Here is a 15,350-nt window from a genome sequence, read left to right as displayed (position 1 = left end):
AATCAAGCAGGTTACATTAAACTCCCAAACCCATGAAAATAGACAGCCTTGACCATCTCGTATTAACGGTTAAAAACATCGACGTTAGCTCAGCTTTCTACGCGAAAGTCTTGGGCATGGAGGTCGTTACCTTTGGCAGCGGCCGCAAAGCGTTGTCATTCGGTTCGCAAAAAATTAATTTGCATGAATACGGAAATGAATTTGAACCCAAAGCATCGTTGCCTACTCCAGGTTCTGCCGATTTGTGTTTTATACCCAAAGGGCATAAGTTTCGTTTGAGCAGACAAGCCGCTCAACTCAGCTTTATCAGTTCGGTTCCGTTAGCCGAGGTGATAAGGCATTTGTTTTTATGTGGGGTAACGGTGATTGATGGGCCTGTACAACGTACTGGGGCGACAGGGCCGATTATGTCGGTTTATTTGCGCGACCCGGACATGAATTTAATCGAGGTTTCGAACCGCGTTTCCGGAGAATTATGAATACCATCACCATTCGCCAAGCCGTCCTGACGGACCTTGAGGCGCTTGCGCCGCTTTTTGACAATTATCGCCAATTTTACGGCCGGCCAAGCGATTTGTCGGCGGCAACGGCGTTTTTATCGGCGCGCTTCAATCATAATGAATCGGTTTTGTTCATTGCCCATGAAGGCGCTAAAGCCGTTGGTTTCACCCAGCTCTATCCGAGCTTTTCATCGGTATCGCTGGCTCGGATATTGGTGCTTAACGATCTGTTCGTCGATGAGCATGCCCGAAGAAAAGGCGTGGCCTCGCAACTGATAAACGCCGCCGTTGAATACGCGGAGTCCGGGGAGGCCGCCCGCATTTCGCTGTCAACGGCGATAACTAACGAAGCCGCCCAGAAACTTTATGAATCGGCCGGCTGGAAGCGCGATGAGCAGTTCTTGGTTTATCACTTTGCGATCCTAACGGCATGATGAAGTCAATTGCTTTGCTCGGTGAATATACGCCGGCTTTTCCGCCGCATATTTCGACAAACGAAGCCATAGAACGGGCTCGAAGCCTGTTGGATGCGAAGCTAACGGCCGACTGGATTTCAACCGAAGACATAAGCCCGAATTTGTTTGAACACTATTCGGGCCTATGGATTGCGCCGGGAAGCCCGTATAAAAATATGGAGCTTACCTTGTGGGCGATTCGTCATGCCAGGGAAAATAAAATTCCTTGTTTAGGCACCTGCGGCGGGTTTCAGCATATGGTGATCGAATATGCCCGGAATGTCCTAGGTTTTAAGGACGCACAACACGCCGAATACGATCCCTACGCTTCAAACCTGTTCATTTCGCAACTGCATTGTTCCTTTGGCGAAGGTGAAATTCGCGTTATTGAGCATCCCGAGCATCCGTTTTTTATCGGGACGCTGTTCGTGCCGCAATCGCGTCCGACTTCTTTAAAGCCCCATCCGTTAATTACGGCTTTTTTGAAGACGGTAGTTGATCGTGCAATCTAAGATTGTGGTCAAGCGCGCCGGGAAGGCGTCAATCCGTTTGAAACCGAGAAGGTGCCAACGAACGATGGCGTTAATCATCCTGCGGAGCGCAATATTTCGTAACCGTTCGCGCAACCTGTTTAAGTTAAGTATTAAACGGAGTTTTCAATGATGTTCAGCCGGTTCGGTGCCGATAATGGAAAATTAGTGATCTACTTTCACGGCGCGCCCGGCGCACCGGAAGAATGTGCGATTTTCGATCTTTATGCTAAAGAACAGGGATTGACGTTTATTTGTTTCGACCGTTTTTCTTGCGATTATTCGACAGCCGGTGACGCGTATTATCAGTTCCTGGCCCAGGAAATTTCAAAACAAGCCGCCGGGAAAAAAGTGGATGTGATCGGCTTTTCAATCGGTGCGTTTATCGCTCTACAGAGCTGCCGCTATCTGAGTGACGGAGTTCGGAGTCTGCATTTAATCTCGGCTGCCGCACCGTTGGATGCGGATATTTCTCTTGAAAACATGGCTGGAAAGCGGGTTTTTCAGTTAGCAAAGACATGCCCGGCTTTATTTGTTCTGTTATCTTACTGGCAAAAGTTATTGGCTTTACTTTCTCCGGTTGCGTTATTTCGTTTATTGTTTTCCGGCGCGGCAGGTGATGACAAAGCCTTGTCTGACGACCACGAATTTCAATCCGGCATCGCCAAGATATTGAAATCCTGTTTTACTGGCCGCGTTCAAGGGTATGTCAGAGACATCAGGGCTTATGTCCAGCCCTGGAAAGACACGCTTTCCGGTATTGGCGTCAAGACATACATCTGGCATGGCGCAGAGGACAACTGGTCGCCGGTTGCTATGGCGGAATATTTGGCAACGGCGATTCCCGGTTGCGTTTCGAGTGAAATTTTTAACGGCCTATCGCATTATTCATGCCTCTACCGGGCTGCGCCTGAAATATGCCGCCAATTAGGCGAACCTTACGGTAATTTGGAGCGAATAGAGTGAGAGTACGTTCTTCTACAATGAAAATCATCCTGATGCGGCACGGAAAGCCTGTTCTGGCTCAATCGGGCCGGATTACGCCGGTCGAGATGGAACGCTGGATCGAGCATTACAACCTTGCCGAGGTGGAAGCCAACGGCGCGCCGCCGATTGACGGTTTACCGTGGCTCAATGCTTCTACTTGTATCGCCGCAAGCACTGCTCCCCGTGCGTTATCGTCGGTTCAGGCGCTGGGGCATACGCCATCCGTTGTCGATGCGGTATTCTGCGAGGCGCAACTGCCGTTCGCTGTTTGGCGATTTCCTCGCTTACCGCCTGTTGTTTGGGCCGCACTTTTTCGGCTGTTTTGGTTTTTCGGCTATTCGCGAGGTTCCGAGTCAATTCAAGTTGCGAGAGCTCGCGCGAAGATTGCAGCTCGTAAACTGGTTGCTCTTGCCGGGCAAGGCCCGGTTTTGTTGGTTGGACACGGCATTATGAACCGCCTGATTGCCAAAGAGCTTATCGCCTTGGGCTGGGCAGGACCCGCCAAGCACCGGAACAGCTATTGGGACACCAGTGTTTACCGGTTTCCAACTTAACATTGAGTTTTTCAACCATATTCGTCTACGTCTACGTCTACGTCAACGAATACATAACATTGCGGCTAATCAGAACGTGCCAAAAGCGCCTCGGCCCTTTTTACATTAACCATAACAAGTCTCAGGAGCGGCAGTGCGTTTACATCATATCGCGTTGGCAGTAATGATCGTTGCCATTTGGGGATTCAATTTTGTCGTCATTAAAGTCGGCCTTAAAGAGATTCCGCCTATTTTGCTTTGCGCGCTCCGGTTTTTTCTGGCCGCGTTTCCGGCAATCTTTTTCGTCAAACGGCCCGACGCGCCATTGCGGATGGTTGTTGCTTTCGGCTTGGTGATGTTCTCGTTACAGTTTGCATTGCTGTTTTCCGGCATGCATGCCGGGACAACAGCGGGTTTGGCCTCCTTAGTGCTTCAATTGCAGGTGTTTTTTACCGTGTTGCTGGCGGTGATATTTTTGGCTGAAAAGCCATCCGTCTGGCAAATCGTGGGCGCCTTGGTTTCGTTTTCCGGAATCGGTCTGGTCGCAGCGAATATTGGCGGGGAAGTTTCGGCTTACGGCCTGATCCTGATTGTCGCCGCAGCCGTGACTTGGGGAGTAGGCAGCCTGATTTCCAAGAAGCTCGGCAAAGTCGATATGCTGGCGCTGGTGGTTTGGAGCAGTTTTGTCGCTTGGCCGCCGCTGTTGGTGTTGTCGTTTTTAATGGAGCGGAGCAGTTGGAATATTGACGTCGTTTCGCATATTTCGTGGCTGACTATCGGCGCGATTGGCTATATGGTCTATCCGGTGACTTTACTGGGCTTTGGCGCATGGAGCTGGCTGTTTAGCCGCTATCCGGCCGCGACCGTAGCGCCGTTTACGCTGCTGGTGCCGATATTCGGCTTTGGCTCTTCAACGTTAGTCTTGGGCGAGCCGCTGTTCGATTGGAAAATAAACGCGGCGATATTGGTTATTACGGGGTTGTGTATTAATTTGTTCGGTCCTCGTCTTGCGTTTCGCACACGGCCGGCTTAAGCAAAAAAATACTTATGTATTTTCAGAACGTTGCGAGTTAGACCTTCCAGGTTTTAAAAACCTGGAAGGTCTGCATATCGGCTATGGTCTGTTTCCGGTTGTCACGCTACGCACTGAGCATGGGAAACTGAACCTAAATTTTCAAAGAAAACAGGATAACTTTAACGTGAAATATCTATTCGCAATCGTAATGCTGCTGCTCGTTAACCCGGTCCACGTCTTAGATTGGCAGGATAGCCCGGAGGTTGAAAAGTTGTTTAGTCATGCCGGGGTACAAGGTACCTTTGTCCTTTACGATGTTGCCGAGGACCGTTTTATAGGGCACGATCTTGCCCGGGCCGAAACCCGCTATATTCCGGCATCCACGTTCAAAATCGCCAATAGTCTGATCGGTCTTTCCGTCGCTGCGGTCAAGGATGTTGACGACGTGCTGCCTTATGGCGGCAAACCGCAACCTTATAAAACATGGGAACAGGATATGGGCTTGCGGGCGGCGATTAAAATATCCAACGTGCCGATCTATCAGGAGCTTGCCCGGCGCATAGGTCTTGAGGCGATGCAGGATGGTATTGACGAAATGGACTACGGCAACGGCGAAATAGGCAACATTGTCGATAAATTCTGGTTAGAGGGACCGTTGATGATCAGCGCAGTGGAACAAGCACAGTTTCTGACCCGCTTGGCCCGGGACGAGCTGCCGTTTCCCAAAGAGATTCAAGCCAAAGTTCGGGACATCGTTCAATTGGAGCAGAATGAGCATTGTATCTTGTACGGCAAGACCGGTTGGGCCAGCGCCGTAAAGCCGAACATCGGTTGGTGGGTCGGCTGGGTGCAAAAAGGCGATAAGTTATACAGTTTTGCGTTAAACATGGACATGCAGCAGGCAAGCGACGCGGCTAAGCGTATCGAATTGGGCAAAGCCAGTCTTAAAGTGTTAGGCGTGCTTTAATTTAACAAGGAGGACAAAATGAAAGGTAGTTGTTTATGTGGCGCAATTGAGTACGAAATCGACAGCATCGATATGCCTGTCACTCACTGCCATTACCGGACTTGCCAAAAAGCGCATGCGGCGCCGTTTATCACCGGGGCCGGAGTCATGCGCGAGCATTTTCGCTGGTTGAGGGGGGAAGACAAACTGTCATCTTTTGAATCTTCGCCGGGAAAATTGCGTTATTTTTGTTCGGTATGCGGTTCGCATTTGGTGGCTGAGCGTGTCAATCAGCCTAACGTTATTGTTCGGGCAGCGACGCTGGATGAAGATCCCGGTGTTACTCCGCAACTGCATATCTGGACATCCCACGATGTGCCGTGGCTTCAGCATGAAGGCATTCCTGCTTATCCGGAATGGCAACCGGGGCGAAAATGAAACTGGATATCGAAAACTATCTCGACAGCAGCGAGTACATTGACTGCGATCATCCTTTGGTAGCGGCCAAGGCAGCGGAACTTGCCGAAGGCTGCGATTCCGATGAAGCGATAGCGAAACGGTGCTTTGAGTTCGTCCGCGATGCGATTAAGCACAGTTGGGATTACCGGCAGAACCCGGTGACCTGCAAAGCGTCGGACGTATTAATACACGGTACCGGTTATTGTTATGCGAAGGGCCATTTGCTGGCCGCGCTGTTAAGAGCTAACGGCATTCCGGCCGGGCTTTGCTACCAGCGGCTGACGGTTCAGAACGATAGCCCGCCGTATTGCCTGCACGGCTTGAATGCGGTTTATCTTGAAAAGCACGGCTGGTATCGCGTTGATGCCCGAGGCAATAAGCCAGGCGTGGCGGCCGAGTTTTGTCCGCCTATTGAAAAACTGGCGTTCCCGATTATCGATGCGTTGGAAAAAGACTTTCCGCAAATATTGCCCGAGCCATTGCCGGTGGTGATAGAAGCATTGACGCAGTACAAAACGGTAGAGGAAGTTTTTGAAAACTTGCCGGATGCCGAAGTTATAACTGTTCCGCCGAAAAGGCTGTCCTCTTTTACTATGACCCCTAAGGATTACTTATGAATAATGCGTTTGCCGAACATTTTGCCAAAGATTGGATAGACGCGTGGAACAGCCACGACTTGGCGCGCATCTTATCGCACTATGACGACGATTTTGAAATGTCGTCGCCGGTGATTATCCAGCTTGCCGGCGAAGCCGGCGGCACACTTCGCGGCAAGGCTGCGGTTGGCGCTTATTGGGCTAAAGCGCTGCAACTGATTCCGGATTTGCATTTTGAATTGATAACGACGTTGGTTGGCGTAAATAGCATCACGCTCCATTATCGAGGGGCAGGCGGCCGCTTGGCTGCCGAAGTGTTTCATTTCAATGAAGAGCAAAAAGTGGTTAAAGCTTTTGCGCATTATTCATTGTTGACGGAACCTTTATGATAACAACCAGCATCCTGTGATTGGGCAACGGAAAGCTGTCGACGCGCCTACGCAACTGCAATAAATAAAGGCCGGGTAACATCGGTTATAATCAGGGATAAAACCAAATTGCATAACATAGGGATCAATGTCGCTCAGATTTAAATTTTCATTAGCGCTTATTATCACCAGCATGAGCGCGGTGATTGTTGTCGGTATTATTGCCCAGTGGCAGGTATCGACAAGATTCGACCAAATCGCGATGGAGCGCGCTTTTGAGAATTTCCAAGGGGACGTTACGGCCTATATTGCCGCTTACGGGTCTTGGGACGAGGCGCAAAAGGCCGAACGTTTTGGCCAGTTCGTCAGACGCAGGCACACGTTAACCGGCCCGCATCCTGATGAGCCGATCTTTTCCGGATCGAAAGATCGAATAGAGCCTACCGGGGCGCGATCAAGGCCGCCGATGCCGGATGAGCCGGAGTGGGCTCCGCCGTTCCTGTTTATATTGCTCGATCCGCAGGGCAAGGTGTTATTGGGCGGTGGAAAATATGAACATGGAGAATTTGTGCCGGTGTCGGACCGTTCGGGAGTGACTCCCATTATGCTGGAAAATCAGCTACTGGCATTGGCGGTTCCACAGGGCAAGCCCAATTTATCGGCGATAGACCGGAATTATCTGGCCATAATCAGGGAAGCACTGATCTATGCATTTGTTATTGCCGGCACATTGGCGATTTTTCTTGGTTTTCTGTTCAGTAAACGCTTAAGTAAGTCGCTTCATGAACTGACTACGGCTATCAGGGCGATGAATCAAGGGGAACTCCGCCAAACAGTGACAGTGCACGGTACGGACGAAACAGCCGTCCTTGCTGAAGCATTTAATCGCATGAGTGCCGATCTTGCTCATGCTTATGAGAAACTGGAGGAGTCCAATTGCACGATCAGTGAGCAGGCATTGCTTTTAAAAGAGTTGAGCATCCGAGACGAATTGACTCAACTCTATAATCGCCGCTTTTTTAATGAGCAGGCGGATAAGCTTTTTATCCAGATGCAGCGGTATAAGCATCCATTGAGTTTTATGATTGGCGATATTGATCATTTTAAGCAAGTAAATGACAAGTTTTCTCACGCGATCGGCGATGAAGTGCTAAAAGCAGTTTCCGGCATATTGAAAGACAGCATACGCGCAAGCGATATTGTTGCCCGTTATGGCGGAGAGGAGTTTGTCGTTATTTTTCCTGAAACGCCGTTGACGCAAGCAGTGGAACAGTGCGAAAGGCTACGTAAAAAGATTGAAAATTTCCCTTGGGCAGCCATACATCCCGAGCTTCAGGTTACGATGAGCATAGGTCTGAATGACGATCTTAGTTTTGATCGCTTTGAACACATGCTGGCGGCAGCCGACGGTAAGTTGTTTCAAGCAAAAGCCGACGGCAGAAACCGGCTTTGTTATTGATCCTTGGCGGTTTCACGAGGGAACAGTCAAGTAGTGTAGGAGATGAAAAATACGCGCAACCGGAACTGGCGTTATGCGGAGAACAGTTCGATAGGCAGACCTTCCAGGTTTTACGACTGCCATGGATGGCGGCCGAGACTGCTCCGGGCAGTCCTCGGCATTTCCTCCATCCATGGAGGTCAGAAGTGCTGGAGCCGCCGGGAGCGGCTCCAGTAAAAACCTGGAAGGTCTAATCTCCAGCAAGCGGCCAATCTACGGCCGATATTTTCCGTGCCTTTCGTGGACGGTGCGTAACATCAGTTAGATAATTCCCAACGTCCTTTACTCTATCCCGGCCGTAAAGCTCAAACTCAAACTTATCAAAGAAACGTCAATCTGTTATGCTAATTAGCAATTACCGATAGTTAATTTTACCGATAGGAATTTTATGAAAAAGTTATTTTGTATCTTGGCGTTAGCTGTAGTTTCTAATTGGGTTTACGCTGAGCCGGCACCTGTCGCCGAAGCTGGCGCGCCTGTTGAGAAAGTTGCCGAAGCGGCAAAGGATGGAGCAAGAACAGGTGTTCGTACACCTACCGGAGATGTCAATAAATTCTGGGATGCAATCGATTGGGATGATATGTCCGCTGAGGAACAAAAACTCTGGAGCGTTCTATCCGACGGCGCCGCATGGAATAAACTAAGCAAGGAAAAACGGGCGGCCGCAACGGCTTTAGGCTTTAACAAGAAATCATGGGACAGTGTTCCTGCCAAGTCAAAATAGTTGTTGCATCAAATTTTAAGCCCATCAATAATCCCTAACGATGGGCTTCCTGCATTTTCTCTTATAACATCCGAAGCTTAAACGTTTAGCGCCCGGACGAGTTCCTCAGCAGCCAATCCAACCGTCAGAGACTCCTGGCGACAGCAATTGCTGATCTGACTTTCACCACCCGATATTGGGAAATGTTATGGATACCGTTCCCGTGCGTAACATCGGTTCTTAATTATTAAACAGCTCTGCAATATCTTGTTATACAGTGATAGAGCGTTATAATCGAATTTAGTGGATGATCATCGTTGATGGTTTTTGTGTGGCCGGCAAATGCCGGTGCAATCGGATTGATAATTTTCCGTCGATGAAATGCTTAAAACCTGGAATAGAAATGACTTCCACATCTCATGTATGTTTATAGGGAGCGGGTCATGAAGACTATTTACTTGATGTTTTGGGCGATTTTCTTGTTGGGCAGCGGCGGACAAGCGGCGTACGCGGAAAGCACGATCTTCGATAACGGCAATATTGCCGGCGTCTATAATAATCCTACCGCGGCAACAGTGTTTACCGTGACGAATCCTGTCACTATCACCTATGTTCTGACGTACCACTGGAACAGCGGTCGCGGCAGCACGGTGGGGACAATAGGGCTTAAGCATTCCGACGGAACGATGTATGGGCCATGGCAGGCGGTCAGCACTGCCGGAAACAACCTGTATTGGGAAGTACATCCGGCGACGACTATTAAGGCGGGAACTTACACCGTCATCGACTCAACGCCATCGACTTGGTCGTACAACAGTCAATCCGGCAATGCCGGCATTACTATAATCAAAGGCGATATAGCCGCCACTTATACGATTTCCACGGCTGCAAGCCCGACTGCCGGCGGCAGCGTGGCATGCAGTCCTAACCCTGTTACGTCGGGCGGCAGCAGTACTTGCACGGCTACAGCGAATAGCGGCTACACTTTTTCCGCTTGGAGCGGAAATTGCTCGGGAACGGCTTCGACTTGCACGCTTAGCAATGTTACCGAGCAAAAGAGCGCGGTTGCTACGTTTAGCGCATCGACTACCGCAACGCCGGAACCCATCACGTTGGATGAATTGGCGGCAATGTTTCCCGAGTATTTCGACGACGGTTTATACCCGGTTATATTGGGCCAGGAACCGCTTGGAATTTCCGGCTTGTCGCTGCTGAATACCAAGGCGTCGTTCATAGGCGATACGCTAAGGATAGAGAATATTATTTCCGGTAAAACTCAGCATATGACCGTGGATTGGACATTGCGTTCCGGATTGTCCGGCTACTCTTTCGATCTAACCAATATAACAGCGGGCTATCCCAATCCGTTGGTGAAATCCCCGTTACCCGGAATCGATAGTTCCGGCAGCAGCGCTTATCTGTACGGTCCGCCGCTTGGCATATCGATTATTCCGTTACGCGTCGGCAGCGACTACTATGCGGTAACGCTGGCCTTTTCGCAAAGCAACAACGGCTTCAAGGTAAGCGCAATCGATAAGCTCGCTAACAAGGCTTTTTATGACAAATATTGGGGAACTCAAACGGCCTTTGCGCCTATCAGCCGTGCGGCTAGTTCGGCGATTGATAAATGGATTAACGAGCAAACCAAGGTGGAAATATCGCTGCCGTCGTCGAGCGATTTGCAAGCCGCTCTACTTGACTGCGGGCGCAAGTTAGCCGGGAATCTCGAGTTCGATTCTTATGCCGCTAATGTCGCCGCCAAGCTTGCCTCGAACTCGGATGTCGTTCAGGAAGGGATTGAGAATCTCGCCGAAGGGCAGACCGCGGAAGCGTCGCTGCTGTTTTCAAAAGCCATCGGGAAAGCGCTGATCGAGTCGGTCAGCGATCCGAAGGAATTAACCCGGCTTGCGCAAAAAATATCGGAGAAAAGCGGATATGTCGATGCGACAGCGCCGGCATTGGGATCTTCATGCGGAGGCGACTACAAGCAGGCGCTTAAAACACTGGTTGCCGGTGTTTTTAACGAGGTGCTTCCGCTAACAAGCTGCGGTTTAGGCGTGTACGTCGAATCGGCCAGGAAAGTGAACGAGTGGGTCAACGACGATTTGGTCATGACCCATTACCAATCATGGAAGGCGCAAGACGGGCTAGTGGCCAACACCGGAGCCGGGTCTTTCGAGCTTTTGTCGCATGTCGCCAAGATACGCGGGATAAGCACGGATGAGGCGGACAGGCAACTCGTCGCCCAATACCAGAAATGGCAAGCGGCGGAAGGACAGGCTCCGGCAAGAAAAGCGCGGTTGAACGACATTTATGCTCGCTATCTTCAATTGTCGGTCGGACAGATGGACAATCTCAGAAAGCGTAGCGGCGGAGCGAGCGCGACCGAAGTCGACCTGTTCCGTAAGTATATTGAGATCGAACAGCAGAGCCGCAATGCGCTCGCACCTTATTTGAGCAAGTCAGCGGTCGACGCCGCCGTGCAAAGTGTGGCGAAAACCCATTTGGATTCAGGACGCAACAGCAGCAGTTACAAAAATTTCGTGGCCACTCTGATAGGCAACGGTAGTTCAACGCCAACATTTACCGAGGTTCCTACCTACTGCAAAACATCGGCAAGCACGGGAGGCACCAGCAAAAGCGGGACAGCCGAATGGGGGCAGTACCATCTTAAATATACGATAAGCGGGGCAAATCTTGTCGATCCACCGGAGTATACCGCTCCGTTTGGGTATGATATTTATACCTACTCAGGGAAACTGAGCGGCAGCACGCTTTCCATATCCGGTACCGGATGGGTGGAACAGGCTTCGGCTGCGGACGATGATTTCAATTATGTTGTTTATGCGACCGTTTCCGTAGGGGCAAATAGTAAAACCTACACGTACACAGCGCCGAAAGGGGAAATACTGAACAAATCGTTTGCGCTTTCCGTGCCTATACCTGCGGGCGCAACGACAGGTTCATTTACGATGCGAGTCGATTACTACAACTCGAATTACGGCCCGAGAGGCGTCGTGGTTGGCGGCTCTCTTAAATAACCGATAATAGCGGGATTGAAAGCCGTTCATGTGATTCGGCAAGCCATGACAGGCTTGAAAGACTCGGCAGGAACGGTTTTCATCTGCTCTTTGTGGTTTTTAGGCTAGATAGGCACCACGCGGCCGTCACTCAGAAAACTAATGTCCGCATATTGGCAGACGCCTTGTTGATGCTGAAATAGGCTGACCGCAATCAGCCAGACCTTAACGATATTGCCCGGCAAGGTTCCGCCTATCGCATTAATGTAATCCTGATAAACGTCCCGGTCTTCGTCGAACCACTCGCCCAAGCCTTGCGAGCCGGAACGGATCACGACATGGGTTTCGCGGTGGGTCCAGGTCGGAATAGGGCAGCGATACGACGTTTCCGGCGGCAGTTCGGCACTCCAGTAATACGTGATGTCTTGGCCGTTGTCGAACTCGACCGCGATGCTTAAATAATCGTGAGTGGGCAGCGTGTCTTCCCGTACACTAGAGGGTAGGGCATCCATTTTCCACGACCAACGCAAGCGGGTACCCGGTTTAAACGGCAGGTCGACCGGTTTTTGCAACAAGCCGCAGTCATTATGGGTATGGCAGCAGATAGCCGATTCTTTTTTGGCCGGTGCGGCGCAGGATTGATAAATTTCAGCGGGACCCACGAACCACAAGTAATCCCAACCTGATGGCGATATAACCGGCGATACCAGCCGGTCGATTTCAACGGCGATACGGTGATCCACGTCGCCGCTCTCGGCAAGCGTTTTTAAGCCGTCCAGCGTATTGCCCTGCCAGCGGATCAGCAGAACCGACAGGTTGCCGGCGACGCTATCGTAGACTTCATCCGGCGTTGCCAAATTGCCTGTGTTGTCGGCCCACTCTCCGGGAAAATAGCTGGCCAGATAAAGCCGTCCCGGTTGCTCTACGGTAAAACTATGGCTATCGCGGGTACCGCGGAATATCTTGCCGTTTTGATCGATGCGAAACCACAACTGGAAGTTAGGTTCGAAGACGAGAGGCAAGTCTTTAAAGCGGGTTTGTCCGGTTGCGAAAGAGCTAAAATTATCGCCGGCTTCGACATCAAGGCCGGTATCGAGCCAGGGTTTTTGCGCGGACGGAAGTTCAAAAAAACGGTGTTCGGCAATAACGCCTGGGGCAATATTGTCCAGTAATTCGGTAAAGCGCGACTTGAATTGAATAGTGTCCATGATGAGCCTCTTGCTGAAAGATCATAAAAATCAGTTGCAAGGATTATAATCAGGCCGTCGCAATTAAATCTTGTATAAATTGGCTATGCTGAAACTTTATCCTGCTTATATGCGTTTATTTATCTGGCGAGGCCGGGCGCTTTATTTCGGCCCGTCGGTGCAGTTAGCTGCGCACGCCTATGCGACCGTGGCCTTGCATGTCGGCATTTACCGGCCTTTCAGGATAAAAATCGCTAACGGCGCATGGCAAAGCTGTCGTTGTGCAATCGTTCCGCCCGGTACTCCGCATGAGCTTGATTTTGAAGGCGGCGTGCACGGCAAGTTATTCATTGAACGGGACAGTTCCGACTTTTTGTATTTCAAGCGCCGCTTTGCTTATCGCGAACAAGCGCTGTCGTTATTTCAAGATGATGAGCTGGTTCAGCAATTATGCCGGATTTATGAATCGGACCCCGATAAAGCCGTCATTGAAAACTGTCTGGACGATTTGTTGCGTTGCGATGGAGAGCTCAATCTAGTCATTGACCCGCGCGTTCAGGCCGCTATCGATTTAATTCGCAGTGAACCGGATTACAATTTCTCGAAAGAATACCTGGCCGACAGGGCCGATCTTTCGCCGTCCCGGTTTCTGCATTTGTTCAAACAGCATACCGACGTGCCGTACCGGCGTTTCAGGACTTGGAAGCGCCTGTTTTTGGCAATGGATAGTTTAAATGCCGCCGATAACATGACCATTGCCGCGCTGGATGCCGGGTTTGCGGATGCGCCCCATTTCAGCCACAGCTTCCGCGAGACTTTCGGCATTAATCCGGCTTATGTGTTTCGGGGAATTAATCGGTTTGAAGTTTAAAGCCGAACGCGGGTTTGCCAGGCTAAACAGCAATTTTTCGCCATCCCTTTAGGAACGAGTGAAAAATCGTTCATGCTTCGTCAACCAAGTTTCTAAGTTTAAACGCTGATTACGCCTGTTAGCGGGCCGTGCAAGCGTGTAAACTACGCAGCGTTTTATTACACCATTATTTTCAGGAGATTTTATGATCGGATACATCACGCTCGGCACCAATGACTTAGAGCGCGCCGCGTCTTTTTACGATGCGTTGCTGGCCGAATTCGGCGCGCAACGCGTTAGGGATACCGAAAGATACATTGCTTGGGGCACCAGTCCCAAACAGACGGCTTTGAGTGTCATCAAGCCGTTCGACGGCAACCCGGCCACGGTCGGCAACGGCGTCATGGTTTCGCTGTATGCAGGCAACCAGGAGAAAGTGCATGCGCTTTACGAAAAAGCGCTGGAACTCGGCGCAAGCGATGAAGGCGCTCCGGGGCCGCGCGGCGATAACGGTTTTTACGGAGCTTATTTCCGCGATCTCGACGGCAATAAGCTGTGCGTGTTTTACCTCATCTAGTTTTCAGCGCATTAGCCAATGATCATCCGTTTTGACGATCCGGTACAACAGGAAATCTGGACAACCATCCGGGCCTTGAACGATGCCTGGACAAAAGGCAATCCGGATGATCTGGCTAACTATTTTCACCGGAACATGGTGGCGATTACGTCCACCGACCGCATGCGCCGCGAAGGCGGCGTGGACTGTATTGCCGGTTGGAAAGGATTTGCCGAAGCCACGCGCATCCACCATTGGCGGGAAACCGACCCGGTGATTCACGTTTACGGCGATGCCTCCGTGGTTGCCTATTATTTCGACATAGCGTTCGATATGAACGGCCAAACCTTCAATTCGGCCGGGCGCGATATGTTTTTCATGGTTAAGGAAGAGGGGCGTTGGTGGGCTGTGGGGGATCAGTTTTCTTCGTTTCCGGTTTAATTTATCGGGAAAATTTGAAAATGGTACGCGGTGGGTAGCGTGCCGATTGAATGTAATCCGGCTGTTAGGAGAATATGATCGTACGAAACTGCTTTGTGGGTAGTTTCTATTACGGCGTATTTGAGTCCAATAGCAGACGGTTGTTAAGATTAATAGCTGTATATCATCTGTTAGAAGGAGATATAAGAAACTTTCTAATACTTTGTTAGCTGTTGTAGCTCCTACATTCCAATAATTGAGGTCGAAACTTGAATAATGAACCCATAATCAAAGATCCATCTTCTTCTGATACGAGATGGGAATTTCTAGACGGCAGTACGAGATCTGCCGTAAACCTTAGAACGTCATTTGTCGGCATAGGCACATATCGGCCTGGCTGGCGGTGGTCTGAGCATGTAGGCAAGCAAACGGGAAAACCATCAGAAAATCACATCGGCTATATATTATCTGGCTCTTTTATTGTGAAAAGCGCCAACGGCGAGGAGTCCGTGGTTGGTCCCGGCGAGGCTTTTGAATTGGCACCAGGTCATGATGCATGGGTGAACGGTGATCAACCATGCGTGGCTTTAGATTTTGGCTGCAATGAAAAGCATGAACTGTAAAGTAGCAGCTAACCGGGTAGCCGGGAGTGTCTAGCTCCCAGCCCCCACACCACCTAGCATGCGGGTCCGCACTAGGCGGTTCATCAGCTGTAATGAAACTTAAT

At 50.4% G+C, this 15,350-nt stretch carries 18 protein-coding genes; 17 read left to right on the top strand and 1 reads right to left on the bottom strand.

The window, feature by feature from the left end:
- The first annotated feature begins 32 nt into the window (after nt 1-32).
- The 13 genes from EKO24_RS12915 (at nt 33) to EKO24_RS12850 (ending at nt 11,631) form a co-directional block, all read left to right on the top strand.
- A complete protein-coding gene (locus EKO24_RS12915; protein WP_127029774.1) occupies nt 33-479 on the top strand; it encodes a VOC family protein in 447 nt (148 codons plus the stop codon).
- Nucleotides 476-934 carry a GNAT family N-acetyltransferase gene (locus tag EKO24_RS12910; protein ID WP_127029775.1) on the top strand — a complete coding sequence of 153 codons (459 nt, stop codon included), beginning with the start codon at nt 476-478 and terminating at the stop codon, nt 932-934. The genes EKO24_RS12915 and EKO24_RS12910 overlap by 4 nt, the downstream gene beginning before the upstream one ends.
- On the top strand, nt 931-1,467 hold the full coding sequence (locus EKO24_RS12905; protein ID WP_127029776.1) for a glutamine amidotransferase-related protein: 537 nt from the start codon (nt 931-933) through the stop codon (nt 1,465-1,467). The genes EKO24_RS12910 and EKO24_RS12905 overlap by 4 nt, the downstream gene beginning before the upstream one ends.
- Nucleotides 1,468-1,614: 147 nt before the next feature.
- Nucleotides 1,615-2,451: an alpha/beta fold hydrolase gene (locus tag EKO24_RS12900; protein ID WP_127029777.1), complete on the top strand. Its 837-nt coding sequence runs from the start codon at nt 1,615-1,617 to the stop codon at nt 2,449-2,451.
- On the top strand, nt 2,448-3,026 hold the full coding sequence (locus EKO24_RS12895) for a histidine phosphatase family protein (protein WP_241674521.1): 579 nt from the start codon (nt 2,448-2,450) through the stop codon (nt 3,024-3,026). The genes EKO24_RS12900 and EKO24_RS12895 overlap by 4 nt, the downstream gene beginning before the upstream one ends.
- A gap of 133 nt (nt 3,027-3,159) precedes the next feature.
- On the top strand, nt 3,160-4,038 hold the full coding sequence (locus EKO24_RS12890; protein WP_127029778.1) for an EamA family transporter: 879 nt from the start codon (nt 3,160-3,162) through the stop codon (nt 4,036-4,038).
- A gap of 166 nt (nt 4,039-4,204) precedes the next feature.
- The gene (gene blaOXA, locus EKO24_RS12885; RefSeq protein WP_421743928.1) at nt 4,205-4,987 is read left to right on the top strand and encodes a class D beta-lactamase; all 783 of its coding nucleotides are present in this window, start codon (nt 4,205-4,207) and stop codon (nt 4,985-4,987) included.
- A gap of 18 nt (nt 4,988-5,005) precedes the next feature.
- The gene (locus EKO24_RS12880) at nt 5,006-5,404 is read left to right on the top strand and encodes a GFA family protein (protein ID WP_127029779.1); all 399 of its coding nucleotides are present in this window, start codon (nt 5,006-5,008) and stop codon (nt 5,402-5,404) included.
- Nucleotides 5,401-6,042: a transglutaminase-like domain-containing protein gene (locus EKO24_RS12875; RefSeq protein ID WP_206667271.1), complete on the top strand. Its 642-nt coding sequence runs from the start codon at nt 5,401-5,403 to the stop codon at nt 6,040-6,042. The genes EKO24_RS12880 and EKO24_RS12875 overlap by 4 nt, the downstream gene beginning before the upstream one ends.
- Entirely contained in the window at nt 6,039-6,410 is a 372-nt protein-coding gene (locus tag EKO24_RS12870; RefSeq protein ID WP_127029781.1) for a nuclear transport factor 2 family protein, read from the top strand. Before EKO24_RS12875 ends, EKO24_RS12870 begins: the two co-directional genes overlap by 4 nt.
- A gap of 127 nt (nt 6,411-6,537) precedes the next feature.
- Nucleotides 6,538-7,848 (top strand): GGDEF domain-containing protein, encoded by a 1,311-nt coding sequence (locus tag EKO24_RS12865; RefSeq protein WP_127029782.1) that lies wholly within the window; start codon nt 6,538-6,540, stop codon nt 7,846-7,848.
- A 427-nt stretch (nt 7,849-8,275) separates the two neighbouring features.
- On the top strand, nt 8,276-8,611 hold the full coding sequence (locus tag EKO24_RS22580; RefSeq protein ID WP_127029784.1) for a hypothetical protein: 336 nt from the start codon (nt 8,276-8,278) through the stop codon (nt 8,609-8,611).
- A gap of 422 nt (nt 8,612-9,033) precedes the next feature.
- Entirely contained in the window at nt 9,034-11,631 is a 2,598-nt protein-coding gene (locus EKO24_RS12850) for an InlB B-repeat-containing protein (protein WP_127029785.1), read from the top strand.
- 104 nt (nt 11,632-11,735) lie between these two features.
- On the opposite strand, the gene EKO24_RS12845 is transcribed toward EKO24_RS12850, so the two are convergent.
- Entirely contained in the window at nt 11,736-12,818 is a 1,083-nt protein-coding gene (locus EKO24_RS12845) for a DUF3047 domain-containing protein (protein WP_127029786.1), read from the bottom strand.
- A gap of 85 nt (nt 12,819-12,903) precedes the next feature.
- Between EKO24_RS12845 and EKO24_RS12840 the strand changes: the two genes are divergently transcribed.
- The 4 genes from EKO24_RS12840 (at nt 12,904) to EKO24_RS12825 (ending at nt 15,246) form a co-directional block, all read left to right on the top strand.
- Nucleotides 12,904-13,668, top strand: a complete 765-nt coding sequence (locus EKO24_RS12840; protein ID WP_127029787.1) for an AraC family transcriptional regulator — start codon at nt 12,904-12,906, stop codon at nt 13,666-13,668.
- Between the two features lie 184 nt (nt 13,669-13,852).
- Nucleotides 13,853-14,224 (top strand): VOC family protein, encoded by a 372-nt coding sequence (locus tag EKO24_RS12835; RefSeq protein ID WP_127029788.1) that lies wholly within the window; start codon nt 13,853-13,855, stop codon nt 14,222-14,224.
- Nucleotides 14,225-14,242: 18 nt separating this feature from the next.
- Nucleotides 14,243-14,644, top strand: a complete 402-nt coding sequence (locus tag EKO24_RS12830; RefSeq protein WP_127029789.1) for a nuclear transport factor 2 family protein — start codon at nt 14,243-14,245, stop codon at nt 14,642-14,644.
- A 248-nt stretch (nt 14,645-14,892) separates the two neighbouring features.
- Entirely contained in the window at nt 14,893-15,246 is a 354-nt protein-coding gene (locus tag EKO24_RS12825) for a cupin domain-containing protein (RefSeq protein ID WP_127029790.1), read from the top strand.
- Nucleotides 15,247-15,350: the final 104 nt, after the last annotated feature.

The sequence above is a fragment of the Candidatus Methylobacter oryzae genome (genome assembly GCF_003994235.2).
GTDB classification, from domain to species: Bacteria; Pseudomonadota; Gammaproteobacteria; order Methylococcales; family Methylomonadaceae; genus Methylobacter_A; species Methylobacter_A oryzae.
The sequence above is the reverse complement of the archived record's forward strand: the minus strand, read 5'-3'. Positions and strand labels throughout refer to the sequence as shown.

Coding starts and splice junctions, on each gene's coding strand:
- EKO24_RS12915 (WP_127029774.1), top strand. CDS start 33: ATGAAAATAGACAGCCTTGACCATCTCGTATTAACGGTTAAAAACATC.
- EKO24_RS12910 (WP_127029775.1), top strand. CDS start 476: ATGAATACCATCACCATTCGCCAAGCCGTCCTGACGGACCTTGAGGCG.
- EKO24_RS12905 (WP_127029776.1), top strand. CDS start 931: ATGATGAAGTCAATTGCTTTGCTCGGTGAATATACGCCGGCTTTTCCG.
- EKO24_RS12900 (WP_127029777.1), top strand. CDS start 1,615: ATGATGTTCAGCCGGTTCGGTGCCGATAATGGAAAATTAGTGATCTAC.
- EKO24_RS12880 (WP_127029779.1), top strand. CDS start 5,006: ATGAAAGGTAGTTGTTTATGTGGCGCAATTGAGTACGAAATCGACAGC.
- EKO24_RS12875 (WP_206667271.1), top strand. CDS start 5,401: ATGAAACTGGATATCGAAAACTATCTCGACAGCAGCGAGTACATTGAC.
- EKO24_RS12870 (WP_127029781.1), top strand. CDS start 6,039: ATGAATAATGCGTTTGCCGAACATTTTGCCAAAGATTGGATAGACGCG.
- EKO24_RS12865 (WP_127029782.1), top strand. CDS start 6,538: ATGTCGCTCAGATTTAAATTTTCATTAGCGCTTATTATCACCAGCATG.
- EKO24_RS22580 (WP_127029784.1), top strand. CDS start 8,276: ATGAAAAAGTTATTTTGTATCTTGGCGTTAGCTGTAGTTTCTAATTGG.
- EKO24_RS12850 (WP_127029785.1), top strand. CDS start 9,034: ATGAAGACTATTTACTTGATGTTTTGGGCGATTTTCTTGTTGGGCAGC.
- EKO24_RS12845 (WP_127029786.1), bottom strand. CDS start 12,818: ATGGACACTATTCAATTCAAGTCGCGCTTTACCGAATTACTGGACAAT.
- EKO24_RS12840 (WP_127029787.1), top strand. CDS start 12,904: ATGCTGAAACTTTATCCTGCTTATATGCGTTTATTTATCTGGCGAGGC.
- EKO24_RS12835 (WP_127029788.1), top strand. CDS start 13,853: ATGATCGGATACATCACGCTCGGCACCAATGACTTAGAGCGCGCCGCG.
- EKO24_RS12830 (WP_127029789.1), top strand. CDS start 14,243: ATGATCATCCGTTTTGACGATCCGGTACAACAGGAAATCTGGACAACC.